At 73.8% G+C, this 25,922-nt stretch carries 22 protein-coding genes; 12 read left to right on the top strand and 10 right to left on the bottom strand.

Annotation, left to right across the window (positions count from 1 at the left end):
* Positions 1-2 precede the first annotated feature (2 nt).
* The gene (locus tag ACZ7D7_RS29255) at positions 3-2,405 is read left to right on the top strand and encodes a hypothetical protein (RefSeq protein WP_470828165.1); all 2,403 of its coding nucleotides are present in this window, start codon (positions 3-5) and stop codon (positions 2,403-2,405) included.
* On the opposite strand, the gene ACZ7D7_RS29250 is transcribed toward ACZ7D7_RS29255, so the two are convergent.
* From ACZ7D7_RS29250 to ACZ7D7_RS29235, 4 genes are all read right to left on the bottom strand, one after another.
* Positions 2,375-4,813, bottom strand: coding sequence for a right-handed parallel beta-helix repeat-containing protein (locus ACZ7D7_RS29250; protein WP_470828164.1), 2,439 nt, complete (start codon positions 4,811-4,813; stop codon positions 2,375-2,377). The genes ACZ7D7_RS29255 and ACZ7D7_RS29250 overlap by 31 nt on opposite strands.
* A gap of 105 nt (positions 4,814-4,918) precedes the next feature.
* Positions 4,919-5,524, bottom strand: coding sequence for an Rv1733c family protein (locus ACZ7D7_RS29245; RefSeq protein ID WP_470828162.1), 606 nt, complete (start codon positions 5,522-5,524; stop codon positions 4,919-4,921).
* Between the two features lie 199 nt (positions 5,525-5,723).
* Positions 5,724-6,551, bottom strand: coding sequence for an MOSC domain-containing protein (locus ACZ7D7_RS29240; protein ID WP_470828161.1), 828 nt, complete (start codon positions 6,549-6,551; stop codon positions 5,724-5,726).
* A gap of 42 nt (positions 6,552-6,593) precedes the next feature.
* Complete coding sequence (locus ACZ7D7_RS29235; protein ID WP_470828160.1) at positions 6,594-7,034, bottom strand: DUF6643 family protein; 441 nt, start codon at positions 7,032-7,034, stop codon at positions 6,594-6,596.
* A gap of 305 nt (positions 7,035-7,339) precedes the next feature.
* Between ACZ7D7_RS29235 and ACZ7D7_RS29230 the strand changes: the two genes are divergently transcribed.
* Positions 7,340-8,620 (top strand): TerD family protein, encoded by a 1,281-nt coding sequence (locus ACZ7D7_RS29230; protein WP_470828159.1) that lies wholly within the window; start codon positions 7,340-7,342, stop codon positions 8,618-8,620.
* 12 nt (positions 8,621-8,632) lie between these two features.
* Here the strand turns inward: ACZ7D7_RS29230 and ACZ7D7_RS29225 are convergent, their stop codons facing one another.
* Positions 8,633-9,841 carry a glycosyltransferase gene (locus ACZ7D7_RS29225; RefSeq protein WP_470828158.1) on the bottom strand — a complete coding sequence of 403 codons (1,209 nt, stop codon included), beginning with the start codon at positions 9,839-9,841 and terminating at the stop codon, positions 8,633-8,635.
* A gap of 39 nt (positions 9,842-9,880) precedes the next feature.
* Here ACZ7D7_RS29225 and ACZ7D7_RS29220 point away from each other — a divergent pair, with 39 nt between their 5' ends.
* Complete coding sequence (locus ACZ7D7_RS29220) at positions 9,881-10,666, top strand: glutamate racemase (RefSeq protein WP_470828157.1); 786 nt, start codon at positions 9,881-9,883, stop codon at positions 10,664-10,666.
* 57 nt (positions 10,667-10,723) lie between these two features.
* On the top strand, positions 10,724-11,278 hold the full coding sequence (locus ACZ7D7_RS29215) for a hypothetical protein (protein WP_470828156.1): 555 nt from the start codon (positions 10,724-10,726) through the stop codon (positions 11,276-11,278).
* Between the two features lie 51 nt (positions 11,279-11,329).
* On the opposite strand, the gene ACZ7D7_RS29210 is transcribed toward ACZ7D7_RS29215, so the two are convergent.
* Positions 11,330-12,340, bottom strand: coding sequence for an O-antigen ligase family protein (locus ACZ7D7_RS29210; RefSeq protein WP_470828206.1), 1,011 nt, complete (start codon positions 12,338-12,340; stop codon positions 11,330-11,332).
* Positions 12,341-12,725: 385 nt separating this feature from the next.
* Between ACZ7D7_RS29210 and lnt the strand changes: the two genes are divergently transcribed.
* The 4 genes from lnt (at position 12,726) to ACZ7D7_RS29190 (ending at position 17,866) form a co-directional block, all read left to right on the top strand.
* A complete protein-coding gene (gene lnt / locus ACZ7D7_RS29205; RefSeq protein ID WP_470828155.1) occupies positions 12,726-14,345 on the top strand; it encodes an apolipoprotein N-acyltransferase in 1,620 nt (539 codons plus the stop codon).
* Positions 14,346-14,412: 67 nt separating this feature from the next.
* Positions 14,413-14,892 (top strand): NUDIX hydrolase, encoded by a 480-nt coding sequence (locus ACZ7D7_RS29200; protein ID WP_470828154.1) that lies wholly within the window; start codon positions 14,413-14,415, stop codon positions 14,890-14,892.
* Between the two features lie 54 nt (positions 14,893-14,946).
* Complete coding sequence (locus tag ACZ7D7_RS29195; RefSeq protein WP_470828152.1) at positions 14,947-15,747, top strand: 3-hydroxybutyrate dehydrogenase; 801 nt, start codon at positions 14,947-14,949, stop codon at positions 15,745-15,747.
* 70 nt (positions 15,748-15,817) lie between these two features.
* Positions 15,818-17,866 carry a helix-turn-helix domain-containing protein gene (locus tag ACZ7D7_RS29190; RefSeq protein WP_470828150.1) on the top strand — a complete coding sequence of 683 codons (2,049 nt, stop codon included), beginning with the start codon at positions 15,818-15,820 and terminating at the stop codon, positions 17,864-17,866.
* 42 nt (positions 17,867-17,908) lie between these two features.
* On the opposite strand, the gene ACZ7D7_RS29185 is transcribed toward ACZ7D7_RS29190, so the two are convergent.
* Positions 17,909-19,294 (bottom strand): MFS transporter, encoded by a 1,386-nt coding sequence (locus ACZ7D7_RS29185; RefSeq protein ID WP_470828149.1) that lies wholly within the window; start codon positions 19,292-19,294, stop codon positions 17,909-17,911.
* A gap of 277 nt (positions 19,295-19,571) precedes the next feature.
* Positions 19,572-20,774, bottom strand: coding sequence for a glycoside hydrolase family 64 protein (locus ACZ7D7_RS29180; RefSeq protein ID WP_470828148.1), 1,203 nt, complete (start codon positions 20,772-20,774; stop codon positions 19,572-19,574).
* Positions 20,775-21,092: 318 nt separating this feature from the next.
* Here ACZ7D7_RS29180 and ACZ7D7_RS29175 point away from each other — a divergent pair, with 318 nt between their 5' ends.
* Positions 21,093-21,383: a zinc-ribbon domain-containing protein gene (locus tag ACZ7D7_RS29175; RefSeq protein WP_470828147.1), complete on the top strand. Its 291-nt coding sequence runs from the start codon at positions 21,093-21,095 to the stop codon at positions 21,381-21,383.
* Between the two features lie 153 nt (positions 21,384-21,536).
* Entirely contained in the window at positions 21,537-21,848 is a 312-nt protein-coding gene (locus ACZ7D7_RS29170; protein ID WP_470828145.1) for a hypothetical protein, read from the top strand.
* A gap of 327 nt (positions 21,849-22,175) precedes the next feature.
* Here ACZ7D7_RS29170 and ACZ7D7_RS29165 read toward each other — a convergent pair whose 3' ends face one another.
* Entirely contained in the window at positions 22,176-23,021 is an 846-nt protein-coding gene (locus ACZ7D7_RS29165; RefSeq protein ID WP_470828144.1) for a hypothetical protein, read from the bottom strand.
* Positions 23,022-23,440: 419 nt separating this feature from the next.
* Here ACZ7D7_RS29165 and ACZ7D7_RS29160 point away from each other — a divergent pair, with 419 nt between their 5' ends.
* A complete protein-coding gene (locus tag ACZ7D7_RS29160) occupies positions 23,441-24,556 on the top strand; it encodes a beta propeller repeat protein (protein ID WP_470828143.1) in 1,116 nt (371 codons plus the stop codon).
* A 51-nt stretch (positions 24,557-24,607) separates the two neighbouring features.
* Here ACZ7D7_RS29160 and ACZ7D7_RS29155 read toward each other — a convergent pair whose 3' ends face one another.
* The gene (locus ACZ7D7_RS29155; RefSeq protein ID WP_470828142.1) at positions 24,608-25,309 is read right to left on the bottom strand and encodes a S1 family peptidase; all 702 of its coding nucleotides are present in this window, start codon (positions 25,307-25,309) and stop codon (positions 24,608-24,610) included.
* 155 nt (positions 25,310-25,464) lie between these two features.
* Between ACZ7D7_RS29155 and ACZ7D7_RS29150 the strand changes: the two genes are divergently transcribed.
* Positions 25,465-25,902 carry a LysM peptidoglycan-binding domain-containing protein gene (locus ACZ7D7_RS29150; protein ID WP_470828140.1) on the top strand — a complete coding sequence of 146 codons (438 nt, stop codon included), beginning with the start codon at positions 25,465-25,467 and terminating at the stop codon, positions 25,900-25,902.
* The last annotated feature ends 20 nt before the right edge of the window (positions 25,903-25,922 follow it).

Below are 25,922 nucleotides of genomic sequence, written 5' to 3'. Positions count from 1 at the left end.
CAGTGGAACGTGCGCAGGAACGCGCGACGACGGGCGACACCGAAAGCCCGGCACAGCGGCCCGCGGGAGCCGCTCTGGAACTCCTCGTCCACGGAGTGGGCGGGACGACACCCGGCGAGATGCTCAACGATCCGCGCACCGTGCGGATCACCGGCGACGACACCGCCGCCGTCTTCCGGCGCGCCGACGACGTCGACGCCGAGAACGACCCCGCCACCGACACCCGCCGCGACGGCCCGGTGCCCGAGGCCTACGTCTGGTGCAACCTCACCTCCGGCAACGGCTCCCGCGCCCTGTGGCTGCTGCTGCTGCCGTTCATGGTGGCGAACCTCGCCCACTGGATGCGCCCGAACACCCGCGGCCGCGGCCGCACCGTGCGCCTGTACGGACTGCTGGTGCGGCTCGCCGGACTGTCCCTCACCGTGCTGCTCGTGGCCGCCGCCTGCGAGGTCGCCCTCGACCTGACGGCCTGGCAGTGCGCGGGCACCACCGCCTGCGCCGAACGGCACTCCTGGCTCGGCTTCCTGTCGCCCGAGGCCTCCGACGGCGGCTGGTGGAGCATGCCCGGACGCCGCCTCGCGCTCGCCGCCCTCGTGCCCACCGCCCTCACCGGCCTGCTCTGGTACCTGTCCCGGCGCACCTGGAGCGAGTACGAGTCCCAGCAGCCGATGGCCCGCGCCGCCGACTCCGAGGAGGACCTCGCCGACTCCGTGCCCACCGCGCTCGGCCGGCCCGGATTCTGGTACGGCCGCCGCCTGGTCGCCCGGCTGCGCGCCGCCCACACCGCCGCCGCCCTGCTCACCGTCGCCGCCGCCGTCGGCACCTCCGCCGCCCGCTTCGACCGCGAGTCCGGCGGCTCCGCGCTCCTCGACACGGCCGGACGACTGCTGGAGGCGGCACTCGTCGCCGGCGGCGCGGTCGTGCTGTGGGTGGTGTGCCGCCGGGGCCGCAGCGAACGGCGCCTGGACTCCGGCCTCGACCGGAACGTCGTACGGGGCCTCCCGCTCGGCGCCCTCGCCCTGCTCCTGCTCGCCCTGGTCTACGCCGCCTGGGAGCGCCCCGGCTGGGAGTCCTCCGGCCGGCTGCCCGGCGACGCGACCTTCGGCGGCATCGCTCTCGGCCAGGGCCTGCTGGTGATCGCCCTCGCGGTCGTCGCCCACCTGCTGCACCGCACCCGGCCCGACCCGCGCGCCGCGATGCGCGGCCTCGGCGGGCCCGCCGTCGCCATGCTGGCCTGCGCCCTCGGCGGCGTCATGTCCGGCGGCGTGGCCCAGCGCGTCGCCGACTGGCTGGACGGCACCGGCGCCTCCATCCCCGGCCCGCCCGTCATGCTGACCTGGCAGGCCTCCGCGATCCCGCCGCTGCTCGTACTGCTGCTGGTGCTGTGCGCCGAACTCGCCCGGCGCACCTGGCTGCGCGCCCGCGCCGAACGCGCCGCCGTGGAACGCGACCACCCGCACGAGGTCCGCGACCCGGCCCGCACCCGCCGCATCGCCACCGTGCGCGCCATGGCCCGGCTCACCGACCGCGCACCCCTCATCGTCGCCGTCACCTCGGCGGCGACCCTGCTGCTCGGCGCGGGCGCCCTCGTCGGCGCCCTCACCACCGACCGGACACCCGGCGAGGCGGCGAGCGGCTCGTACGCGTTCGTGCACGGCGCCGCCCAGACCGCCGAGGCACTGGGCTCCTGGCTCATCGGCTTCGGCTTCATACTGTTCGTCACCTGGGGCCGACGCGCCTACAAGGACCCCTCCGCGCGGCGCACCATCGGCATCCTGTGGGACGTCGGCACCTTCTGGCCGCGCGCCGCCCACCCCTTCGCGCCGCCCTGCTACGCCGAGCGCGCCGTGCCCGACCTGACCTGGCGGATCGCGACCTGGACCCGCGTCACCGGCGGCCGCCTCGTCATCTCCGGCCACTCGCAGGGCAGCGTCCTCGCCGCCGCGGCCGCCTGGCAGCTCGCTCCGTCCGCCCGCAGGCGCGTCGCGCTGCTGACCTACGGCTCACCGCTGGAGCGGCTGTACGGCAGGTGGTTCCCCGCCCACTTCGGCCCTGAGGCGCTCCGGTCGCTGCACCGGGAGGTGGACTGCTGGCGCAACCTGTACCGGGTCACCGACCCCATCGGCGGCCCCGTCCGGCTGTGCGACGACCACGGTGACCCCGAGGTGGACCGCGAGGCCCTCAAGGACCCCCTCGCGCTCGGCCGTACCGACCTGCACCCGCTGCCCGCGCCGATCCTCGGCCACTCCGACTACCAGGCCGACCCGGCGTTCGCCGAGGAACGCCGGCGGCTGCTGGCCCGGCTGCGCCCGGACGTGCCCGCACCCCGTCACGCGACGCGGGAGGGGGCCGGGCCCGGGCCGGAGGGGGAGCCTCAGAGCAACTCGGGCAGGTCCTCGGCGTAGAGCAGGGTCAGATCGTCCGTGCTGGGGTCGGCCACCTGGGCGACCCGGCTCGCGTGCCGCTCCACCATCGCCTCGAACGTCTGCCGCGCGGTACGGCCGTTGCCGAACGCCGGGCCCTTCGGGAGCGCCGTGAAGTACTTCAGCAGGGCCTCCGCGGCGCCCGGCGCGAGCCGGTACTCGTGCTCCTCGGCCTGCTGCTCGACGATCCGCAGCAACTCGTCCGGGCCGTAGTCGCCGAAGGTGATGGTGCGTGAGAAGCGGGACGCCACACCCGGGTTGACCGACAGGAACCGCTCCATCTCGGCCGTGTACCCGGCGACGATGACCACGACGGCGTCGCGGTGGTCCTCCATCAGCTTCACGAGCGTGTCTATGGCCTCCCGCCCGAAGTCGCGGCCCGAGTCCTCCGGGGACAGCGCGTACGCCTCGTCGATGAACAGCACGCCGCCGCGCGCTTTCTCGAAGGCCTCCTGGGTGCGGATCGCCGTGGAGCCGATGTGCTCGCCGACCAGGTCGACCCGGGACACCTCCACGAGGTGGCCCTTCTCCAGCACGCCGAGGGAGGCGAGGATCTCGCCGTACAGCCGGGCCACCGTCGTCTTGCCGGTGCCGGGGGAGCCCGTGAAGACCAGGTGCCGTTTGACGGACGCCGCCTTCAGGCCCGCCTGCTGCCGGCGCCGGCCCACCTCGATCATGTCGGTGAGGGCCCGCACCTCGCGCTTGACGCTCTCCAGGCCCACCAGCGCGTCCAGTTCACCCATCACGTCCTTCGCGGACCGCGCCGGCCGCTCCTCGGGTTGCGCGGCCGCGACGAGGGCCTCCTGCTCGGTGGTGCGCTGACCGGGGATCGCGCCGAGCAGGCCGGTGGAGGGCGCCGAGGTCTGCACGGCCGTCTCCCGCGCCGCGGGCGGCTTCAGCCCGCCGCTCTCGTCGCTGGTGCAGTCCTCCACGACCGGGCCGGCACCGGCGGCGTCGGTCCCGCCGTCCGCGAACTCGTAACCCCCGCGCGCGCAGCGCTCCGTACGGCACTTCTTCAGCGTTGTGCGGCAGCCGTCGATCACATGGAAGCCGTAACCGCCGCTGCCCGTCACCCGGCAGCCCAGGAAGCTGCCCCGGCCGCCCGCCGAGACGTAGAACCCCGCCTCCGAGGGGGAGTCGACGGTGCAGCGCTCGATGGTCGGGTCGGCGCCCTTGGTGACGATCACGCCGGTCTGCGTGCCGGTCAGCGAGCAGTTGTTGAGCGTGCCGCCGCTGCCGTGGTCGCGGAACCACGCGCCCGTGGCGGCGTCGCGGATGCGGCAGTCGTCGAGCTGCGCCGTCGCGCCGTCGCTCACCGACACCGCCGTGTTGCGCACCTGCGTGAGGTCGCTGTCGACGACGTCCGCGCGGGAGCCGCGGTCGAGGACGAACAGCGCGTCCGGCACGTCGTGCACCCGGCAGGAGTCCAGCACGGCCGTCGCGCCGTCGCTGACCCACACCGCCGGGTAGTCGCCGGTGCTGTCGAAGATCTCGCACTGGTTGGCGTCCACGCGCGTGCCCGGGTCCCACACCGACAGGCCGTTGCGGCCGAACTGCCGCACGGTGGTGCGCGTCAGCGTCAGGACGGAGCGGGACCGCAGGTCGACCGCGTTCTCCGGGATGTCGTGGATGCGGCAGTCCGCCAGCGTCAGCACGGCGTCGGTGTCGAGCGTGACACCGTCCCCGGTGGTGCGGTGCACGTCGCAGTCGGTGAGGTGGGCGGTGGCCCGGCCGGTGACCTGGACGCCGCTGCCCCGCACCTCGTAGACCTCGCAACCCACCGCTTCCAGCGCGGAGTTCTCACCGGTCGCCGTCAGGCCCGAGCCCGAGGCGTGGTGCACGCGGCAGCGGTCGAGGCGCGGATGGGCGCCGCCGCGCACCGCGACGCCGGCCTGGCCGGCCGCGACGACCTCGCACTCCTCGAACACCCCGCCGCCGCCGTCCAGTACGGCGATGCCGATGCCCGCCGGATTGTCGACCGTGCAGCGCCGCACCGTGGGCCGGGCGCTGCCGCGCACCTCGATGCCCGCAGCCGACCGGGTCACGACCCGGACGTCCAGCAGTTCCGGGGTGCCCTCCTCCACGAGCAGCGCGGGCGCCGCCGCGTCCTGTCCCTCCACGTGCAGGTCCTGGATCACCGCCGAGGCCCGCACCGTCAGCGGCACGCCCTCGCTCGGCGCGATCCGGACCGAACCGGGGGAGCCCTCCGGGCCGCGCAGGGTCACCGCCCGCTGGACGACGAGGTTCTCCCGGTAGGTGCCGGGAGCGACGGTGAGCACGTCACCGTCCGTCGCGGCCTCCAGGGCGGCGGCGAGCGTCGTGTACTCACCCGTGCGGCGCCGCCACCGCGATGTGCCGGTGTGCGTCACCTGGACCGTGCCCTGTGCCATGGCGCTGCTGTGCCCCCACCTCGTCGTACGCGGGTATCGCCGATCGGTTCGGCCGGTCCACCGTAGCGTGTGCGCAGGCGGTGGGTTGACCGGAGGCGGAAGCCGTCAGCTGCCGGTGCCGGTCCTGCCCCAGTCCGGGCCCGCCCGGTCCCATGCCTGGTCCCAACGCGCGTATCTCCGCAGGGTCATGCGCCACACGATCAGCCGCCGCCCGGCCTCGACCAGTCCGGCGGTCAGCAGCGCGGCGCCGAACCCGGCGAGGACCGCGTGCGTCGACGCCGTGGCGGAGTCGAGCGGCCGGGCCACCACGCGGCCCTGACGGTCGGTCCACATCGTGAAGCGGTCGCCCGGGCGCGGGTCCTTGAGTCCGGCCAGGACCGTGCCGCGGTGCGTGCCGCCGTCCGGGGCGGTCCACCGGGCGAGGACACGGCTGCGCAGGTCCCGTCCCGAACTCGTCTCCGAGTCGGTGTCCAGGAGGGTCCCGTCGAGCCTGCGTATCACGGAGGCCCTGATCAGGTGCCGGGTCTCGTGCTGCTCGCGCACGGAACGCTGCAGGGCGTCCCCGGCCGCGCCGCCCACCAGCGCGCCGGCCGAGGGTGCCGCGAACACGACGAGCAGCAGGGCGAGCAGAGCGAGCCAGGCCTCGGCCAGGTCGGTCGCGCGGCACAGCGGATTGTGCCGCCAGCGCCAGAGTCCGGTGATCGCGCGCATGGTCCGCACCCCCTTCCCCGCTCCGTGATAACCCCCGGCTGAGCCGCTCGTCCGGGACCCGGGCGAAAGGAGAGCGACGTCACCCCCGCACGCGCCGGGACCGGAGTCCTCACGAACTCCTCACACAACGCCAAACGTGCCTGGTCCGGCCCGTGTTCCCGGCCCCACGCACCCGGTCGCCGCGCCGGGCGCACCCGCCTCAGCCGACGACGCGGACCGGGTCGCCCACCCTGATCGTGCCGGCGGACAGGGGCACCAGGTTCTGTCCGAAGGCGAGCCTGCCGTCGATGTGGCGGTGTCTGCCGAGGGTGTGCAGCGGCTCCTTGCCGCGCTCGGCCGTGTTCTGGTCGGTGGTGGTCACGACGCAGCGCCCGCTCATCTTGGCGACGCGGAAGTCGACCTCGCCGATGGAGACGCGCGACCAGCCGTCCTCGGCCCAGGCGTCGGTGCCGCTCACGACCACGTTGGGCCGGAAGCGGTTCATGGGCAGCGGGCCCTCGTGCGCGTGCCGGCCCTGCGCGATCAGGGAGTTGAGGGCGTCGAGGGAGGCGGTCGTGGTGACCAGCAGCGGATAGCCGTCGGCGAACGAGACGGTCTCACCGGGCAGCGCGAACCGCGGGTCGACGGGCCGGCACGCGCCGGGGTCGGCCATGTGCACCAGGGTCACGTCGGCGCCGAGGAACGCGCTGCACCACGCGTGCACCGCGGCGTCCTCGGCCGGGACCGCCTCGACCTTGTCCCGGAAGATCTCCACCCGCACCGCGCCGACCGGACGCGGAACGGCGACCGTCAGCGGCTCCGTGCCCGGCGCGGACAGCCGGACGCCGCCGCCGGGCAACGGCTCGGCGGCGGCCGTCGCGAGGCGCGGCTGCTGGCGCTGGGTGACGACCCTTCCCCCGTCGTCGACCAGCATCCAGCGCCGGTCCCCGGCCAGTCCCCAGGGCTCCACGCCGGCCTGCCGGGGCGAGACGCCCCGGAACGCCTTGACCGGGTGGATGTGTATCGACTGCAACTGAGCGTTCCCCATGGGGCCATCGTGCCAGCCGGCACCGACAGCCCGGGGAACGTCTCAGTAACCGCGGTACTGCTGGTTGTTGTACGGGTCCTGGTAGGGAGCCGGGGCCGGAGCGGGCCGGGGCGCCGCCGGGCGCATCGCCTCGTAACCGGTGGGCGCCGCGGGCCGCGGCTGCTGCGCGTGCGGATGCGGGCCAGGGTAGCCGCGGGGCGCGGTGGCCTGCTGCGGGATGTAGGCGGCGGGCGCCTGCTGCAGCGGGGCCGGCTGCGGTGCCTGCGGGTAGCCGTAGGAGGGCTGGGACGGGGCCGCCGGGAGGGCGGGCAGCGCCGAGGGCAGCGCGGGCAGCTGGCTGCCCGGCATGTCGTAGGCGGCGGGGACCCGGATCGGCGCGATCTGCGGGGTGCCCCGCTCGGCCACGAGCGAGTCGTAGATCGGAGTGTCCGGGAAGGAGGCGGAGTAGTAGCCGCCGCCATAAGTGGAGCGGGGGGAGGTCATGGCACATAAGTTAAGCCCACGATGTGCTGGTTGGGGAGACCGATAAGAGGGTTGTTTTCCGTGCCCGGCGTGACGCGGGATCCCCAATGCAAGCGAAGTTGGCAAAAAGGGGCAGCGAATCGGTCCTTGATCGTGTAAAGGCCGAGTTCCGGGCGGGTTACCGGCGGTTGGACAGCTGTCTTTCCCCCGCTCATCGTGGTTCCTCGTGACAGCCCGGGAACGTGGAATAGGTTGTGCGGGCAGACATCGAGAAGAGCAGCCGGAACCGGCCGGCGCGGTGACACGTGATGGGGGCGGACATGTCAATGTCGAAAGGATCAAACACGCCGGTGCCGACCGCGGCACTGCGGGTGGAGGTGGGGTGGCGTTCCGGGCCGGGCGTGCCCGACGCGGACGCCTCCGCGCTGCTGCTCGTCGGCGGAAAGGTCCGCTCCGACGGCGACTTCGTCTTCTACAACCAGCCCGTGCACTCCTCCGGCGCGATCCGCCACGAGGGCAAGCAGAACGCGGGCGGCCGGGTCACCGACACCCTCCTCGTCGACCTCGCGCGCGTGGAGCCCGCGATCGAGACCGTGATCCTGGCGGCCTCCACGGACGGCGGCTCCTTCGGCCAGGTCCCCGACCTGTACGTCGAGGTCCGCGACGCCGCGCAGGGGACCGTCGCGGCCCGCTTCGACAGCACGGGCGCGAGCGTCGAAACGGCCTTCGTGCTGGGCGAGTTCTACCGCCGCCAGGGCGCCTGGAAGTTCCGCGCCGTCGGCCAGGGCTACGGCAGCGGGCTCGAGGGCCTGGCCACGGACTACGGCATCTCCGTGGACGAGCCGCAGCAGGCCGCGCCCCCGGTGCCGACGCCCGCGCCGCCCGCCCCGTCCGTCACCGTCGCACCCCCGGCCGCCCCGCCCGTGGCCGCGCCCCCGCCGCCCACGGCACCGCCGGCCGCCGCGCCGGTCCGGCTGACCAAGGTCACGCTCACCAAGGCAGCCCCCTCGGTGTCCCTGACCAAGCAGGGCGGAACCTCGGGGCACCTGCGCGTCAACCTCAACTGGCAGGTGCGCAAGCAGTTCTCCGGCTGGGCGAGCAAACTGGGCCGCGCCGTCGCCATGCACGACGACCTCGACCTCGACCTGTGCGCCCTGTTCGAGCTCAGCGACGGCCGCAAGGGCGTCGTCCAGGCCCTCGGCAACGCCTTCGGCTCCCTGCACCAGCCGCCGTACATCCACCTCGACGGCGACGACCGCACCGGCGCCGTCGCCACCGGCGAGAACCTCACCGTCAACCTCGACCACAAGAACGACTTCCGGCGGATCCTCGTCTTCGTGACCATCTACGAGGGCGCCCGCTCCTTCGCCGACCTCAACGCCACGGTCACCCTCCAGCCGCAGCACGGCGCCGCGATCGACTTCTCGCTCGACGAGTGCACGGTCCCCTCGCCGGTCTGCGCCCTCGCCCTGATCACCAACAACGGCGGCGACCTCGTCGTCCAGCGCGAGTCCCGCTTCCTCGTGCCCGAGCGCGGCGTCAGCCCGCAGCGCACCGTCGACTACGCCTACGGCTGGGGCATGAACTGGACACCGGGCCGCAAGTGACCCGGCGCGCGCTCAGCCCTCGTCGGGCACGGCGTCCGGACGCGCGTAGGTGCGGCCCTTCCAGGCCGCGCCGCGCCCCCGGTGGTGCAGCACCGCGGAGTCGACCGTCATCAGCAGGTACAGGAACGCCGTGAACGGCAGCAGGGGAGCGAGCCACAGGGGCTGCCGGTAGTAGCGGAGCATCGGCATGTACGTCCCTGCCATCACGAGCCACGCGAGCGCCCCGCACAGCGCCGCCGTCCCGTCCCCCGTGACGGCGCCGGCGGTCACCGCCACCGGCGGCACCAGGTACACCAGCGCGAGCCCGGCGACCGTACCGGCCAGCAGCAGCGGACTGTGCCGCAGTTGCGCGTACGCGCTGCGCGACACCATCCGCCACAGATCGCGCAGCGCCGGGTACGGGCGCACGCTCTCCACACGGTCCGCAAGCCCCAGCCAGACGCGGCCACCGCTGTTCTTCACCGCCCGCGCGAGCGCCACGTCGTCGATGACGGCGTGCCGGATGGCGTCCGGGATCCGCGCCCGCTCGGCGGCCCCGGTGCGCAGCAGCACACAGCCCCCCGCCGCCGCGGCCGTCCGCGTCGCCTTCGCCCCGCGCCCCGTCCTCCCGATGCGCCGGAACGGATACAGCTGCGCGAAGAAGTAGACGAACGCCGGCACGACGAACCGCTCCCAGACGCTCTCCACCCGCAGCCGGGCCATCTGCGAGACCACGTCGAAACCGCCCGTGCCGGCCGCCGCCACCAGCTCCCGCAGACTGTCCGGCGCGTGCGCGATGTCGGCGTCCGTCAGCAGCAGGTACTCGGGCGCACGCGCGCGTGCCAGCGCGATGCCGTGCCGCACCGCCCACAGCTTGCCGGTCCAGCCCGCCGGCGGTTCGCCCGGCGAGCCCACGGTGAGCGGCAGACCCCCGTGCCGACGGGACAGCTCCCGCGCCAGCTCCCCGGTGCCGTCCGTGCTGCCGTCGTCGACGAGGAAGACCTCCGCCCGGCCCGGATAGTCCTGGCCGAGCAGCGTCGGCAGGCTCGCGGGCAGCACCGCCGCCTCGTCGCGCGCGGGGACGACCACGCACACCGACGGCCACGCGTGCGGCTCCCGGCGCGGCGGAAGCCGCACGTCCGTGCGCCAGAAGAAGCCCTGGCAGAGCAGCAGCCACAGCCAGGCGGCGAGTGATCCGGCGGCGGTCCACGCGATGGCGCTCACGCCCGCAGTCTGCCCCACGGCACGGGCCGCGGACGGCTCATCGTCTATCGTGGCCGGGTGAAGATCGCGCTCATGGACTCCGGAATCGGTCTGCTCGCGGCCACCGCCGCGGTACGGCGTCTCCGCCCCGACGCCGATCTCGTCCTCTCCCTCGACCCCGACGGCATGCCCTGGGGACCGAGGACCCCGCAGGACCTCACCGAGCGCGCGCTCGCCGTCGCCGAGGCCGCCGCCGCGCACCGCCCCGACGCCCTCGTCGTCGGCTGCAACACCGCCACCGTGCACGCCCTGACCGCGCTGCGCGCCCGGCTGGAACCGGGCATCCCGGTCGTCGGCACCGTCCCCGCGATCAAGCCGGCCGCCGCGAGCGGCGGACCCGTCGCCATCTGGGCCACCCCCGCCACCACCGGCAGCCCCTACCAGAAGGGCCTCATCCGGGACTTCGCCGACGGCGTGAGCGTCACCGAGGTGCCCTGCTGGGGGCTCGCCGAGGCCGTCGAGCACGCGGACGAGGCGGCCATCGACGCCGCCGTGGCCGCCGCCGCGGAACTGACACCGGACGACGTGACGACCGTCGTCCTGGGCTGCACCCACTACGAACTCGTCGCCGAGCGCATCCGGACCGCCGTCCAGCGCCCCGGCCTCCCACCGCTCGTCCTGCTCGGGTCCGCCGGGGCGGTCGCCGCCCAGGTGCTGCGCCGCATCGGCGAACAGGCGGCGCCGCGAGCCGCCGCCTCCGGCACGCTGACGGTGCTGCTCAGCGGACGCGAGGGCCCGCTGCCCGCCGCCGCGCTGACCTACGCGGAGGGGCGGATGCTGCGGACCGTGGCGCCGACGGGGTGACGGGCGTTCGGAGCATGCCGGATTCCCGCGCGGCGAATCCTGAGTAACCTCGGAGCCATGAGGGACCACCTCCACGACAAGGGCCACGGCGCGGGCAGCCGCCCCGACGTGTGGACGGGACGCGCCACCAACCGGGCCCAGTGGCTGGCGGCCGTCGCCGGCGCCGCCTGCATGGCCCTCGGCATCGCCCTCGCCGTGGACTCCGCGTGGACCAACGGCATCGCCCCGCTGGTCATGGCGGTCGTCGGCTGCATCGCGGCCGGTCTGCTCGTCCTCTTCGGCACCCTCGCCTTCGTGCACGTGGCGCTGCGCGTCGACGAGGACTCCCTCGAAGTGCGCTGCGGCCACATCGGCCTGCCGCGCCGCCGCATCCCGCTCTCCCACGTCGTGGGAGCCGACTTCGCCCCGCACGTCACGCCGCGTCACTGGGGCGGCTGGGGATACCGCTGGCGACCCCACCAGGGCACGGCCGTCGTCGTACGCCGTGGTGAGGGCATCGTCCTGCGCCTGTGGGACGGGCACACGTTCACCGTCACCGTCGACGACGCCGAGGCGGCCGTACGCGTCATCCGGGACCGGCTCCGGCCGAGGACACCCGGGTCGGCCCACTGAGGCCACGCGCCCCGGGACGGCCCACTGAGGCCACGCGCGCCGCGGGGCGTTTCACCCGGCCAGCCGGTCGTGCCGTCGATGCGTGCTCTCCGTGGGCTCGGTGTGCTCGTCGGTGAAGGGCCGTGCCGTGGCCAGGCCCGCCAGCACTCCGGCGCCCGCCGTGACCGCCGTGAAGCTCAGCGCGTTGCCGACCGACGCGATCGCCGCCACCACCGTCAGGGCGGCGCCGGCCGTGAGCGCGATGGGCGTCGGACGCGGGGTGCGCCAGAGCGCGTAGAGCACCCAGCCGAAGGCGGCCGCCAGCAGGGCCACCCCGACGACGCCCTGCTCGGCAGCCTGCTGGAGCGGCGCCGAGTGCGGCTTGCCGTCGGACAGCAGCGAGCCGGTCGCCGTCGCGCTCAGCTCGCCGAAACGACCCGGGCCGACGCCCAGAGCGGGCTCCTGCCCGGCCATGCCGAGCGCGTCCTGCCACAGCCCCACGCGGTGCGGCGTCACCTGCTCGTCCAGGGCGGACGAGAGCCCGCCCGGCAGGCGCCGTGCCGCTACGGCCCAGGTCAGCCCGGCCACCAGGGCCGCCACCGACGCCAGCCCCGCGAGGCCCGCCGCACGGTGCCGCACGCGGCCGGCCGCCAGCGAGCACAGCAGCACCGCGCCACAGGCCAGCGACCCGGCGGTGGAGCCGAGGAAAGCAGCCGTCACACCGGTCCCGACGGCGGGCACGCACAGCGCGATCCGGACGGCCCGGATCCGGCAGGCCCGGACCGCGCAGCACGCGGCGCCCGCCGACAGGGCCAGCACGGCGGCGGTCCCTCCCGCGTGCCCGAGCGGCGCGACGATCTGCGGCCCCGGCACGAGATGCGGCACGGCGACCGTGAGAGCGGCCCCGGCCAGCGCCCACGCGCAGGGCGCGGCGACCGGCAGTAGCGCACCGGAGATCCGGCCCGCGGCGTAACCGGCGGCCACCGCAAGCACCGCCAGCAGCACGCCCTCGGGCCGGCCGCCGTGTGCGGCGGCCGTGATCAGCGACCAGACGGCGCAGGCCCCGAGGATCCCGGCCCCCACCACAGCGGAAACGTCGTGTCTTCCGTCGTCCGCCCGCTCCGCGGACGTCGTCCCCGTGAGCCCCACCCCGCCCCCCGAACCAAGTCGCCCCCGACCCCGTGACCGTCCGGGCCGGGGCGCCCGCGACGGGGGCCGGGACCAGGACGTGGTCACCGTAACCGCTGGTGGACGGTTTGTGGATGAGTTGCGGACGAGATATGCGGGAACGGCGGGGATCGCTTGGTCCGGGGTCGACCGGAACGCCCTTCCCGGAGAGCGGGCACTGCCGGCCGCCTCGTCGTCCCGGCCGTCCGAGCGGAACACCGGCGCGGCGGGCGGGACGGGCGCGGGCCGGCGCCCCGGACCGCGCTGTCGGCGCCCAGGTCAACCGCCGTACACTCCCCGAGTGACCGTCACCGCAACCTCCGTCGGCGAGTCGGACCGGCTCCGGCCCCAGGCGGCGTCCGCGTCCCGCGGCGCACGCCTCCCGTGGCTCGCGCGTCTCGCGCCGTCCGCCGCGGCCGTGCTCTCCGGAGTGCTGCTCTACGTCAGTTTCCCGCCGCGCACTCTGTGGTGGCTGGCCCTGCCGGCCTTCGCCGTCCTCGGCGGGCTGCTGCGCGGCCGGAGCTGGAAGGCGGGCCTCGGCCTCGGCTACCTCTTCGGCCTCGGCTTCCTGCTGCCGCTGCTGGTGTGGACGGGTGTCGAGGTGGGCCCCGGGCCCTGGCTGGCGCTCGTCGTCGTGGAGGCGGTGTTCGTCGCGCTGGTCGGCGCCGGCATCGCCGCGGTCGCGAAGCTGCCCGCCTGGCCGGTGTGGGCCGCGGCGCTGTGGATCGCGGGAGAGGCGGCACGCGCGCGTGCGCCGTTCAACGGCTTCCCCTGGGGCAAGATCGCCTTCGGGCAGGCGGACGGCTTCTTCCTGCCGCTGGCCGCCCTCGGCGGCACCCCCGTGCTCGGCTTCGCGGTCGTCCTGTGCGGCTTCGCCCTGTACGAGGCCGTCCGCGTCGCCGTCGAGACGCGCCGCACGCGCGCGGTACGGCGGGGTGCCGCGGCGGCGGCCCTGGTCGGCCTGGCCGTGCCCGTCGTCGCGGCCCTCGCCGCCCGGCCGCTGGTCAGCGACGCGGCCGAGGCAGGCACCGTGACCGTCGCCGTCGTCCAGGGCAATGTGCCCCGCGCGGGCCTCGACTTCAACGCCCAGCGGCGCGCCGTACTCGACCACCACGCGCGCGAGACGGAACGCCTGGCCGCCGAGGTCCGGGCCGGGAAGGCCGACAGGCCCGACTTCGTGCTGTGGCCCGAGAACTCCTCCGACATCGACCCGTTCGCGAACGCCGACGCGCGTGCCGTGATCGACGGTGCCGCCCGGTCGATCGGCGTGCCCATCTCCGTCGGCGGCGTCGTGGAGAGGGACGGCAGGCTGCTCAACGAGCAGATCCTGTGGGAGCCGGAGAAGGGCCCCGTCGACACCTACGACAAGCGGCAGATCCAGCCGTTCGGCGAGTACCTGCCGCTGCGCTCGCTCCTCGGTGTGATCAACGACGAGTGGACCTCGATGGTCCGCCAGGACTTCAGCCGGGGCGCCGAGCCGGGTGTCTTCGGCATCGGCGGCACGCGTGTGGGACTCGCCACCTGCTACGAGGCCGCCTTCGACTGGGCCGTGCGCGACACCGTCACCGGCGGGGCGCAGATGATCTCCGTGCCGAGCAACAACGCGACCTTCGGCCGCAGCGAGATGACCTACCAGCAGCTCGCCATGTCCCGCGTCCGCGCCGTCGAGCACAGCAGGACCGTGACCGTGCCGGTGACCAGCGGGGTCAGCGCGGTCATCATGCCGGACGGGACCATCACGCGGAAGACCGGCATGTTCGTCGCCGACTCGCTGGTCCAGGAGGTGCCGCTGCGCACGTCGCGGACGCCCGCCACCCGGCTGGGCATCCTGCCGGAGATGGCTCTCGTGCTGGTCGCGGCCGGTGGCCTGGGCTGGGCGGTCGCCGCCGGCGTGCGCGGTCGACGCGCGGGTGACGTGTAGCCGTACGACCGCCGTACGCCCCCGGAACGCGTCCGGGGGCGCGGAATCCGGCCGTTAGGGTCGCCCCATGGCAACTCCTGACTTCATCCGCTCCCTGCGCGCAACGGCCGGCCCGCAACTGCTGTGGCTTCCCGGAGTCACCGCGGTCGTCTTCGACGACGAGGGCAGAGTGCTGCTGGGGCGGCGCACGGACAACGGCAAGTGGTCGCTGATCGGCGGCATCCCTGAGCCGGGCGAGCAGCCGGCGGCCTGTGCCGTCCGGGAGGTCCACGAGGAGACGGCCGTGCACTGCGTCGCGGAGCGCGTCGTCCTCGTGCAGGCCCTGGAACCCGTCACCTACCCGAACGGCGACGTCTGCCAGTACATGGACATCACCTTCCGCTGCCGCGCGGTCGGCGGCGAGGCCCGGGTCAACGACGACGAGTCGCTCGACGTCGGCTGGTTCGACGTGGACGCGCTGCCGGATCTGAACGAGTTCGGAACGCACCGGATCAAGCAGGCGCAGTCGGACACGCCGACGTGGTTCGACCCCACCACTTCACTGTGAAGTGTGGGTGGTGAGCACATGGGGCGGTGGGGGGCCGCTGCCTAGGGTCGAGCCATGACCGCGTCCAGTCCCTTCCTGGGTCCCCACGCCCCCTCGCTCGACCTCGGCGGCCGCACCGCCCTCGTCACCGGCGCCGCCGGCGGCATCGGCCGCGCCTGCGTGTTGCGGCTGGCCGCCGCCGGGGCGAAGGTCAGAGCGGTCGACCGTGACGCCGCCGGTCTGGAGGCGCTCGCCGAACCGGCCGCCGACCTGCCGGGCACCGTCGAACCGCACGTCCTCGACCTCACCGACCTGGACGCCGCCGAGCACGCCGCGGCGGGCACCGACATCCTCGTCAACAACGCCGGACTCCAACTGGTCAGCCCCATCGAGGACTTCCCGCCCGACGTCTTCCACACCGTGCTCACCGTCATGCTGGAGGCGCCGTTCCGGCTCGTCCGCGGCGCGCTGCCGCACATGTACGGGCAGGGCTGGGGCCGCATCGTCAACATCTCGTCCGTGCACGGCCTGCGCGCCTCGCCGTTCAAGGCGGCCTACGTGTCCGCCAAGCACGGCCTGGAGGGCCTGTCCAAGACGGCCGCGCTGGAAGGCGCCCCGCACGGCGTCACCTCCAACTGCGTGAACCCCGGCTACGTCCGCACCCCGCTCGTCGAGAAGCAGCTCGCCGACCAGGCCCGGGCGCACGGCATCCCGGAGGAGCGGGTGCTGACCGAGGTGCTGCTGCGGGACAGCGCCCTCAAGCGGCTCATCGAGCCGGACGAGGTCGCCGAGGCCGTGGCGTACCTGTGCGGCCCCGCGGCGTCCTTCGTGACCGGCGCCTCGCTCGTCCTCGACGGGGGCTGGACCGCGCACTGACCGTCTCGTCGGTCCGGAGAGTTTTCCACAGGCCTGCCGGACGGACGGGGCGATGGTGAATCCTGTGAGCATGTCCCGCGATCACGTGCAGTCGGCCGAGCGCCCCACCACCGGCACCGAAGCCCCGGTGGAGCGCTCGGCCACCCATGCCGCAGGCACCGCGACAGGCGCCGCGGCCGGAGCCGGAGCGGATGCCGCGGCCGCGGGCCGAGCCGCCTCCGCGTCCGGCGCGGCCGAGGCGCCGTTCCTCGACCTGCTGGCCAGAGGCGCGGCGGCCGACGCCTACGAGCAGCCGGTGCTGCTGGCCCGCGCCCAGGGTGCCCCGGCCGAGCGGGTCGCCGCGCTGGAGCATGCGAAGCTGCTCGCGCTGCGGGTCCGCGCCGAGCTGGAGGGAAGGCGCCGACGGGAGGCCGAGCTGTCGGCGCTCTTCGAGACCGCGCACGACCTGGCGGGCCTCAGAGACCTGGACGCCGTCCTCCAGGCGATCGTGCAGCGCGCCCGCTCCCTGCTGGGCACGGACGTCGCCTACCTCAGCCTGAACGACCCGCGGCGCGGCGACACCTACATGCGCGTCACCGAGGGCTCGGTCGCCGCCCGCTTCCAGCAGCTCCGCCTCGGCATGGGCGAGGGCCTCGGCGGACTCGTCGCCCAGACCGCGCGCCCGTACGTCACCGACGACTACTTCAAGGACGCCCGCTTCCAGCACACCGACACCATCGACGCGGGCGTGCGGGACGAAGGCCTGGTCGCGATCCTCGGAGTGCCCCTGATGCTCGGGTCGAGCGTCATCGGCGTGCTGTTCGCCGCGGACCGCCGCGCCCGTGTCTTCGAGCGCGAGCAGATCGCCCTGCTCGGCTCCTTCGCCGCGCTGGCCGCGGCCGCCATCGACACGGCGAACCTGCTGACCGAGACCCGCGCCGCCCTCGCCGGCCTGGAGCGGGCCAACGAGATCATCCAGGACCGCAGCGCCGTCATCGAGCGCGCCTCCGACGTCCACGACCGGCTCGCCGAGCTCGTCCTGCGCGGCGGCGGTGTGCACAACGTGGCCGCCGCCGTCTCCCAGGTCCTCGACGGCACCGTCGAGTTCACCGAGGCGGCCGACACCCCCGCCGGAGCCCTGGAAGCCTCCCGCGCCGAAGGACACGCGGTGCGGCACGGCGACGCGTGGATCGCCGCAGTCACCGCGGGCGGTGAACTGCTCGGCGCGCTCGTGCTGCGCGGCCACCCCGGACTCGACCCCGTCGACCAGCGCACCCTGGAGCGCGCCGCGATGGTCACCTCGCTGCTGCTGCTCGCCCGCAGATCCGCGGCCGAGGCCGAGCAGCGCGTCCGCGGTGAGCTCCTCGACGACCTGCTCGACGCCCGCGACCGCGACCCGCGTCTGCTGCGCGAGCGCGCCACCCGGCTCAGTGCCGACCTCGACGCCACGCACGTGGTGCTCGCGGCCCGCCTCGACAGCGCGGCGGAGGACGCCGAACAGGAGGCGGACGCCCGCCGTCGCCTGTGGGCCGCGGCCTCCCACCTCGCCGCGACCCGGCAGGGCCTGGCCGCCGCACGCGACGGCGGCACCGTCCTGCTGCTGCCGCTGGGCACCGGGGACACCGCCACCGACGTCGCCCGCCGCACCGCCCGCCACCTCGGCACGGCCGTCCACGAAGCCGTCACCGTCGGAGCCTCGGCCCCCGTTGAGGACCTCGCCGCCGCCCCGGACGCCGTCGCAGCGGGCTACGCGGAGGCCAGACGCTGCCTCGACGCGCTGCGCCTCCTCGGCCGCGCGGGGGACGGTGCCGCCGCCGAGGACTTCGGGTTCCTCGGACTGCTCCTCGCCGGTGACCGGGACGTCGCGGGCTTCGTCGAGCGCACCATCGGCCAGGTCGTCGCGTACGACGAGCGGCGCGGCACCGACCTGCTGCGCACCATCGACGCCTACTTCGCCTGCGGCATGAGCCCGGCCCGCACCAAGGAAGAACTGCACGTCCACGTCAACACGGTCGCCCAGCGCCTGGAGCGCGTGGGCCGGCTCCTCGGCGACGACTGGCAGAGCCCGGCCCGTGCCCTGGAGATACAGCTCGCCCTGCGCCTGCACCGGCTGTCGGCACCGGCCCCCGGACAGCAGTGACCCCCGTACGCGTGGGCGTACGGGGGCCGGGACGGGGCTCGGTCAGACCCGGTGCGGGTCGGCCGCCGGGGTCTTCGCCGGTGAACGGTCGCCGTCGGGCGTGACGTCGGACAGGTCGCGGTTGCGGGTCTCCTTCGCGGCGAGTACGGCGATCACCGTCAGGAGAGCGGCGGCGATCACGTACAGGGAGATCGGCGTGGAGCTGTCGTAGTCCGCGAGCAGCGCGGTCGCGATCAGCGGGGCGGGCGCGCCGGCGGCGACCGAGGCGAACTGCGCGCCGATCGAGGCACCGGAGTAGCGCATCCGGGTCGCGAACATCTCGGAGAAGAACGCCGCCTGGGGCGCGTACATCGCACCGTGCAGCACCAGGCCGACGGTCACCGCGAGGAGCAGGGCGCCGAACCCGCCGGTGTCGATGAGGGCGAAGAACGGGAACATCCACAGGCCGATGCCGACCGCGCCCATCAGATAGACCGGCCGGCGGCCGATCCGGTCGGACAGCGCGCCCCAGAGCGGGATGACTCCGAAGTGGACGGCCGAGGCGATCAGCACCGCGTTCAGCGCGGTCTGCTTGGACAGACCGGCGGACGTGGTGGCGTAGACGAGGATGAAGGCGGTGATCACGTAGTAGCTGATGTTCTCGGCCATGCGCGCGCCCATCGCGACGAGCACGTCGCGCCAGTGGTGGCGCAGGACGGCGACGAGGGGCATCTTCTCGGTGACCGCGTCCACCTCGGCCTTGCGGGCCTCGGCCTGGGCCAGCGCCTCCTTGAAGACGGGCGATTCGTCGACGGACAGACGAATCCACAAACCGACGATCACCAGTACGCCGGACAGCAGGAACGGGATGCGCCAGCCCCAGCTCTCGAACGCGGCGTCCGACAGCACGGCGGTCAGCAGCGACAGCACGCCGGTGGCCAGCAGCTGGCCGGCGGGTGCGCCGGTCTGCGGCCACGAGGCCCAGAAGCCGCGCCGCCGCGCGTCGCCGTGCTCGGAGACGAGCAGCACGGCCCCGCCCCACTCGCCGCCGAGCGCGAAGCCCTGCACGAGACGCAGCACGGTCAGCAGCACGGGCGCGGCGGACCCGATGGTGGCGTGGGTCGGCAGCAGGCCGATGGCGAAGGTCGCCCCGCCCATCAGCAGCAGGCTCAGCACCAGCAGCTTCTTGCGCCCGAGCCGGTCGCCGTAGTGCCCGAACACGAGTGCGCCCAGCGGACGGGCGGCGAATCCGACCGCGTACGTCAGGAAGGACAGGAGCGTGCCGACGAGCGGGTCGGAGTCCGGGAAGAACAGTTTGTTGAAGACGAGGGCGGCGGCGGAGCCGTAGAGGAAGAAGTCGTACCACTCGATGGTGGTACCGATGAGGCTGGCGGCGACGATGCGCTTGAGGTTCGAAGGAGCGGGTGGGGCGCTTGAGGGCGACGACATCGGCACCACTTCCTGGCATTTGGCGGGGACGTTTGCGTGTCGCCACACCGTAGGAACATGCAGGTCGGCGTCGTATGTGGCGGGACACCATAGTTTCCGTTGTAGGAGTGCGCGCATCCACCATGCGAGCGGTGTCCGTCACGGTCTCACGGCCGCCCCGGCACGTCCGTGGAAACAGGACCGCCCGGCGCCCCACCCCGCGGGGTGTCATGGCGCCGGACGGTCCAGGTGTCGGGCGGGCGAACATCACCCGCCCGCCCTCATGCCGCGGGCCCGGTCAGTTGAACGGGTCCAGGGTGAGGAAGGCCTGGCGGGGGTTGCCGTCGTGGACGAGGGACTCGTGGTGGCCCACGTCGTCGAAGGCGAAGGCGTACGCCTTGCCGTCGGCCATCTGTGCGTGGATGTGGCGGGCGTAGTGGTTGGTGACGCCGTCCTGGTAGAAGCCGGACGGGCTCGTGTCGGGCTGGTTCGGGTTCGTGAGGAGGGTGGAGCGGTTGAAGCCGGCGCAGAGTGTGCGGGAGATCGGGCCGCGGACCTGGTCGTTGGGGGCGTCCAGGCGCTTGTGGCAGCCGAAGATCGAGTCCGCGTCGGGCTTCTGGAAGCTGGTGACCACGGCCCCCGAGCTGTTGGTGAAGTTCATGACGTCACCGGAGACCCTGCCGTAGTACTTGGTGCCCGGCTGGTCGGCGAACGGCGTGACGGTCAGCGTGGAGGTCGCGTACTTGCTCCAGACGCGGTTGACGTAGTCGTCCATGACGGAGGCGGACAGCGCGCCGGTCTCCAGGCCGTACAGCGGCGCCAGGGCGCGCAGCACGGTGCCGTCGGAACGGGTATGGACCAGGTTGGCCCAGCCGCCGGACTGCGCCCTGAGGGCGTTGAAGAAGCCGTTGTACCCGCCGGGCTTGAGCCGGCCCGCCGTGGCCGTGCTCCCGTCGGCGCGCTCCACGCCGACCGAGTAGGGCACGGAGAACATGTCGACCTGGGAGCTGTTGAACCACAGGCCGGAGTCGTTGAGCGTGTACTCCGCCCAGTGGAAGAGGATGTCGCGGTTGGGGTCCGACGCGTTCTGCACGGCGGGCTGCACCAGGCCGCCGGTGGCCAGCTTGAACACGAGCTTCTGGCCGAAGGACATGTAGACCCGGCCGGAGAACTTCGGCATCTGGATGGTCATCGACTGACCCGCGGCCGGACCCGGTATCGCGGCGTCGGGGGCGGGGACCGGCGGGTTGCCGCCGGCGGGCCACGGGTGGAACGTGCCGCTCGCGTCGGCCCAGCCCTGGCGGCCGGTCGAGAGTTCGGTGCCGACGTTGTACAGGTACACCTGCTCGCCGCGGGCCGAGTTGTTGGTGATCTTCAGGGGGATCGTCGCGGGGACGGCCGCGTGGGCGGGCGCGGTCGCGCCCACGGCGAGCAGGGAGCCCGCCAGGGCGAGGACCAGGGCCACCACGGCCAGGGCCCGACATCTGATGGTGCGGAGCATGCTGTGCCTCCGTTCGGCTGTTGCCGGTGGGGGAAGGGAAGCTGTGGTTCTGAGAGCGCTCTCAGAACGCCTTCAGAGCGTGGCGCTGTGGCGCGAACCTGTCAACCACCTGACCTGTCAATCCGTCAACGGGCAGAGCCTGGGGCCCGTTGGCGCACCGCACCGCACCTTGCGCGGGGGCATCCGCGTCGCCGTCCCGGGCGGCCGGGTGGAATGCCGCGTGCGCACGGGGCGTGGCGTGGTGGAGACTGGGCTCGGGGACTGGTGTTCGACGCTCGCCGGTGCCCACCGGCAGGCTCACCAGGGAAGGACCACCACGTGATCATCTTCGGGACCAAGGGGTATCTGTACCAGCTCGCGATACTGACGCTGGTGTGCGGCCAGTGCGGCAACCCCGCCGCGCACACGCTCAGGAAGCGCGTCACGAAGTTCACGCTGTTCTTCGTGCCGCTGTTCCCGTTCTCGACCAAGTACCAGACGCAGTGCACCTTCTGCGGTGCCGAGCAGCAGGTGACCAAGGAGCAGGCCGAGCAGCTCGAGGCGCAGGCCGCGAGCGGCCAGGGTCAGCAGGCGTACGGGCAGCCGTACCAGCAGCCCCACCAGTACTGAGCGGACGGTGCGCCGCGCGGCCCTCGTGGTGCCCGTGAGCGCGCCCGCCCGTGGCGGAGCCGCGTCACATCGGCCCTACGGCCGTCGGCCCACGCCACGCCGGCCCGTGTCGGGCGCCGGCGTGGCGCGCTGTTTCCTGGAAACCCGGCCGGCATGAACGACGACGAGCAGGACCGCACCTCTTCGCCCGACGACGCCCGGGTCGTGGAACGGCTCGTGCCGATCTGGCTCGACGAGGCGCGGCGCCACGACGCCGACGCCGCGCGCCGGGCCCGTGAGGGCTGGGAGCAGGGCTCTCTGTCCCCGGACAGCGCGCGGGACCTCGCGAACTGGGTCACGGCCCGGATCACGGACACGGCCTTCAACGAGGACGAGGGGCCGGACGTGGAGGGGCCCGCCCGGATCACCCCGGCGGACAAGAGCGCCGTGTTCCGGTGGCTGGGCGCTCATGGGCACGCGGTGTGAGGGCGGCCGGGCCGTCGGGCCGTCAGGTCGCCGGAGGTGAAGCCGTCCACCGGGAGCGGCTCGGCGGCTGATTGAACCTCGAGGGAGTTCCATGCCTACGGCGGGGACCCCGCGTCCCCCGTCGGCGGCACCGGCAAGGTCGAGGGTTCGCAGGGCAGTTGGCGACTGACGGTCGACGGTCGGCCCTGCACCGTCAAGGAGCTCACCTGAGGCCCGGCCCTCGCGGACGCCCCCACCGTGGCAGCGCACAGCACCGCACAGCACAGCACCGCGCAGCACAGCACCGCGCAGCGACCCTCCCTTCCGCCCCGGTCGCCCGGGCGCGCGTCACCGCACCCGGCGCCCGGTCGGCGGGCGGGGCCGCGCCCCGTCGGCGGACGGGGCGGGGGACTCCGGCGGCGCGAGACGCGCGGCGGTCGGGGCGGCGGCGGTCGGGGCGGCGGACGGATCGGCGTCACCGAGGTCGCCGCGCAGGGCGGCCAGGGCGAAGGCCACCGCGGACAGCAGGATCATCAGTGCGAGGGGGCCCCAGATCGCCGGGATCGCCCACATCGGCCAGTCGTTGGCCCCCTGCGCCCAGAGCGTCAGGATGGCGGTGGCGCCCAGGCCCACGCCGTGCCACCGCACCACGGACGCCGCCGCACGATGACGCCGGTTCCGTCGCGCGACGAGCGACCACAGCGCTCCCACGAGGGCCGCCAGGCCGGACGACACACAGGCGATGGCACCTCCGAGGCGGTCCGCGGGCCAGCCGAGGGGCCCGGAGGACGTCTGCTGCCGTCGTCCGTCGGCGTCCCGCACCTCGACCACCTCCCCGTGCCAGATCAGGCCGACGACCTCTTCGGCCGGCTCCAACTCCGACACCACGGGGTCGGCCTGCCTGAAGGTCACTTCCCACGGCTTGCCGGAAGGCAGCAACAGCACCGCTTCCGGCGACCGGCCCTTCTCACCGCGGTGCGTGTCGGCCTCCCGGACGGTGAATTCCTGTTCCCACAGGCACCCCGACGCGCGTACCGGGACGGAGGCGCATTCCGGTGCCGTACGGAACTCCCGCTCCCGCTCCAGAGCCCCGCCGATCTGGGAGGCGCTCGCGCCGCCGACACCCAGGAGTACGACCGCGACCAGCAGCCACACCACCGACCCCAGCGTCTTGTGCTCCGCAGTCGTCGTCACCGCGCCCCCGTCCTTCTTCCGGTCACCGCGCCCCGTCCTCCTTCCGGTCACCGCGCCCCGTCCCTCCTCCGGTCACCGCGCCCCGTCCCTCTCCCGGCGTCTCGGCCGGAGGTATTCGACCACGTGGGCCGGATGCTCGTCCTGGGCGATCACCGGCAGCCTCGGGCGGGGACACTTGCCGCAAGCGGGCAACGAGGGCGGCGCGGGGTCCGGCGGCAGTGGCATGGCGGTACCGCGGGGCCGAGCGCGTCGCGCCGTCTCCCGACCCGGGCCCGACCCCGGGCGAGTGTTCCGCGACTCCGTCCGTGTCATCATCGGCCGCACGCCCGGAGCCGGGAACCGCCACCGCCGACGGCCTCGCGGGAGGCGGTCGAGGTGAGGCGGCCGGGGGAGGGGCGAGGTGGGGAGGGGTGAGGGACATGGACCCGAGCGTCCGCATGGTCAAGATCAACGCGGTGCTGCTCGCGCTGCTGCTCCTGTTCGCCTCCGTCGCGGCCGTACGTCACGTCGTCGGCCCCGACATGACCTGGAAGTACGAGAAGGTGCTCCAGGGGGCGGGTGCGCTGCACGACGTGATCGCCACCGCCCGCGACGACGTCTGGGCGGCGGGCGACGGCTTCCTCCTGCACGACGACGGCACCGGCTGGCGGCGTCTTCCCATGCCGGCGGCGTTGGGCGACAGCGTGCACGGGGCGCGCCTCGACGCCGCGGACGCCGGCGGTTTCCTGATGACGGCCGGCCTGAGGAACGGGCACGCGCAGCGCATGGCCCACTGGGACGGCACCCGCTGGACGGCGCTGCCCGAACTCCCCGGCGGCGGTCGCGTCACGGATGTGCGCGCCTTCGCCGTGGACGACGTGTGGGCCCTCACGGGTGGGACGGGCGCGCACCACTGGGACGGGGGCCGGTGGACCACCGCGGACCTGCCAGCCGCCGTCACCGCCCTCGACGGCGTCGCGCCCGACGACCTGTGGGCGGTCGGCCACCGCTATCCCGGCGGACCCGACGCGGACCTGGGCGCGCCGGGTGCCCAGCCCGCCGTCGTGCACTGGGACGGCGCCCGGTGGAAGCCCGTGCGGACGCCCGAGTACCGCCACACGGTCCCGGCCCCCGAGCAACTGGCCCATCTCACCGAGGTCGTCGCCCTCGCGAAGGACGACGTGCGTGCGTACGGCAGGCACACCTCCGTCTCCGAGGACGACGAGGCCGACCCTCCCGAGGAGCACATCCGGCTGCGCTGGGACGGTACGGCCTGGCGGAAACTGCCGAACGCGGACGGTGCGTGCGCGGATCGCGGGCCCTGGGTCCGCGACGGCGACCGCGGCGTGGTCCTGAACGCCGGCCGCTACCTCACCGCGGACGGCAACTGCGTGGGCATCGGAACGTCCGAGCCGCCGAGCACCGGCAGGTCCACGGCCGGCCCCGGACGGGCGGCGCTCCGCCTGAACGCCGTGGCGGCCGTCCCGGGCACCGGCAGGATCCTCGGCGTCGGTGCCCTCGGGGACCTCTCGGTGATCGTCGCCCTGCGGCACTGAGGCCCGGCACGCGGCGGAACGGGCACCGCGAGCGCAGTCGGCGGACGCCGGTCAGCCGATCCTGAGTCCGTACCGTGCCAGGATCTCCACCACCGGCTGGAAGTACGTCACGCCGCCCGTCGTGCAACTGCCCTGGCCGCCGATCGCGATGCCGAGAGCGGCGGTGCCGCTGAAGCCGGGGCCGCCCATGTCACCAGGCTCCGCACACACGTTGGCCGAGAAGACGCCGTACACGGTGTAACCCGGGTAGCTGACCGTGAGGTTGGCCGCGGTGACGCGTCCGCAGCGCAGGCCCGCTGAGAGGCTCGGCGTGCAGATCTGCTCGCCGACGACCGGGTTGCGGGCCGACGTGATGGAGAAGACGGAGGTGCCGGAGGCGACTTGGCTCGGCGCGGACACCGTGTCGAAGTAGCGCAGGATGCCGAAGTCGTCGCCGGGGAAGCTGGTGCCGGCGGTGGTGCCCACGGGCGTCGTGCCGCGGTACCAGGTGGTGCCCGAGGAGAGACAGTGGCCCGCCATCAGGCCGTAACTCACGCCGTTCTGGTGGGCGTTGAAGCCCACCCGGCAGCGGATGCCGCCGCTGTTCAGGACGTCACCGCCCCGCACGGTCACCGTCGCCTCGGCGGCGTTGGCCGGTGCGGTGAGGAAGGTGGCGAGCGCGGCGAACGCGGCGAGGACGAGCGACAGGCGTCTGAGCACGGGGCCCTCCAGGAAGTCGGTGGGCACCATGGTCGTGGCCGCCGCGCCGTCCATGAAGAGCGTGTGCGCCCGCTCCGTCCGGGGTGGGTCGATTTTCGGCCGAGCGGGCAATGGTCGCCAATTCAAATGTCACTTGGTCAAACATTACGGCCCGTCAATGCCCCGGAACTCCGCATGCATACGGTGAGAAAGACGCTTAGCATAAACGCATGGAAAGAGAAAATGAATACTACACGGTCCAGACGGGTGACAACCTGTACGAGCTCGCCCAGAGATTCGGCACCACGGTCGAGCAACTGCAGGCGTGGAACAACATCCCGAACCCGAACAAGATCCGGATCGGACAGAGGCTGATCGTCAGGCAGCAGTCGCCGCCTCAGCAATCCCGCTACGTTCCTTTCCCGGGAACCGCGTGGTTCAAGAGTCAACCGAATAGTCCCATCATCAGCGTGATGGGTGTCCGCCTGATCGAAGAGGGATGCTCGGCGTACGGTCCGAGCGGCCCCTCGTCGCAATGGAACACACAGCACCGCGACTCCTATGCCATGTGGCAGCGGAAGCTCGGGTACAGCGGCGCCGACGCGGACGGCTGGCCGGGGGAGACCTCCTGGACCAGGCTCCGGGTGCCCTACCAGGTCTTCGCCTAGCCGCCGCACCGTGGAGAACG

This window comes from Streptomyces sp. NPDC037054, from assembly GCF_055606745.1.
This window is presented reverse-complemented; position numbering and strand designations above follow the sequence as displayed.

Excerpts from the sequence above, each read along its gene's own strand:
- ACZ7D7_RS29250 (WP_470828164.1), bottom strand. The coding sequence starts at position 4,813 with ATGGCACAGGGCACGGTCCAGGTGACGCACACCGGCACATCGCGGTGG.
- ACZ7D7_RS29245 (WP_470828162.1), bottom strand. The coding sequence starts at position 5,524 with ATGCGCGCGATCACCGGACTCTGGCGCTGGCGGCACAATCCGCTGTGC.
- ACZ7D7_RS29240 (WP_470828161.1), bottom strand. The coding sequence starts at position 6,551 with ATGGGGAACGCTCAGTTGCAGTCGATACACATCCACCCGGTCAAGGCG.
- ACZ7D7_RS29235 (WP_470828160.1), bottom strand. The coding sequence starts at position 7,034 with ATGACCTCCCCCCGCTCCACTTATGGCGGCGGCTACTACTCCGCCTCC.
- ACZ7D7_RS29230 (WP_470828159.1), top strand. The coding sequence starts at position 7,340 with ATGTCGAAAGGATCAAACACGCCGGTGCCGACCGCGGCACTGCGGGTG.
- ACZ7D7_RS29215 (WP_470828156.1), top strand. The coding sequence starts at position 10,724 with ATGAGGGACCACCTCCACGACAAGGGCCACGGCGCGGGCAGCCGCCCC.
- ACZ7D7_RS29200 (WP_470828154.1), top strand. The coding sequence starts at position 14,413 with ATGGCAACTCCTGACTTCATCCGCTCCCTGCGCGCAACGGCCGGCCCG.
- ACZ7D7_RS29195 (WP_470828152.1), top strand. The coding sequence starts at position 14,947 with ATGACCGCGTCCAGTCCCTTCCTGGGTCCCCACGCCCCCTCGCTCGAC.
- ACZ7D7_RS29190 (WP_470828150.1), top strand. The coding sequence starts at position 15,818 with ATGTCCCGCGATCACGTGCAGTCGGCCGAGCGCCCCACCACCGGCACC.
- ACZ7D7_RS29185 (WP_470828149.1), bottom strand. The coding sequence starts at position 19,294 with ATGTCGTCGCCCTCAAGCGCCCCACCCGCTCCTTCGAACCTCAAGCGC.
- ACZ7D7_RS29180 (WP_470828148.1), bottom strand. The coding sequence starts at position 20,774 with ATGCTCCGCACCATCAGATGTCGGGCCCTGGCCGTGGTGGCCCTGGTC.
- ACZ7D7_RS29170 (WP_470828145.1), top strand. The coding sequence starts at position 21,537 with ATGAACGACGACGAGCAGGACCGCACCTCTTCGCCCGACGACGCCCGG.
- ACZ7D7_RS29160 (WP_470828143.1), top strand. The coding sequence starts at position 23,441 with ATGGACCCGAGCGTCCGCATGGTCAAGATCAACGCGGTGCTGCTCGCG.
- ACZ7D7_RS29155 (WP_470828142.1), bottom strand. The coding sequence starts at position 25,309 with ATGGACGGCGCGGCGGCCACGACCATGGTGCCCACCGACTTCCTGGAG.
- ACZ7D7_RS29150 (WP_470828140.1), top strand. The coding sequence starts at position 25,465 with ATGGAAAGAGAAAATGAATACTACACGGTCCAGACGGGTGACAACCTG.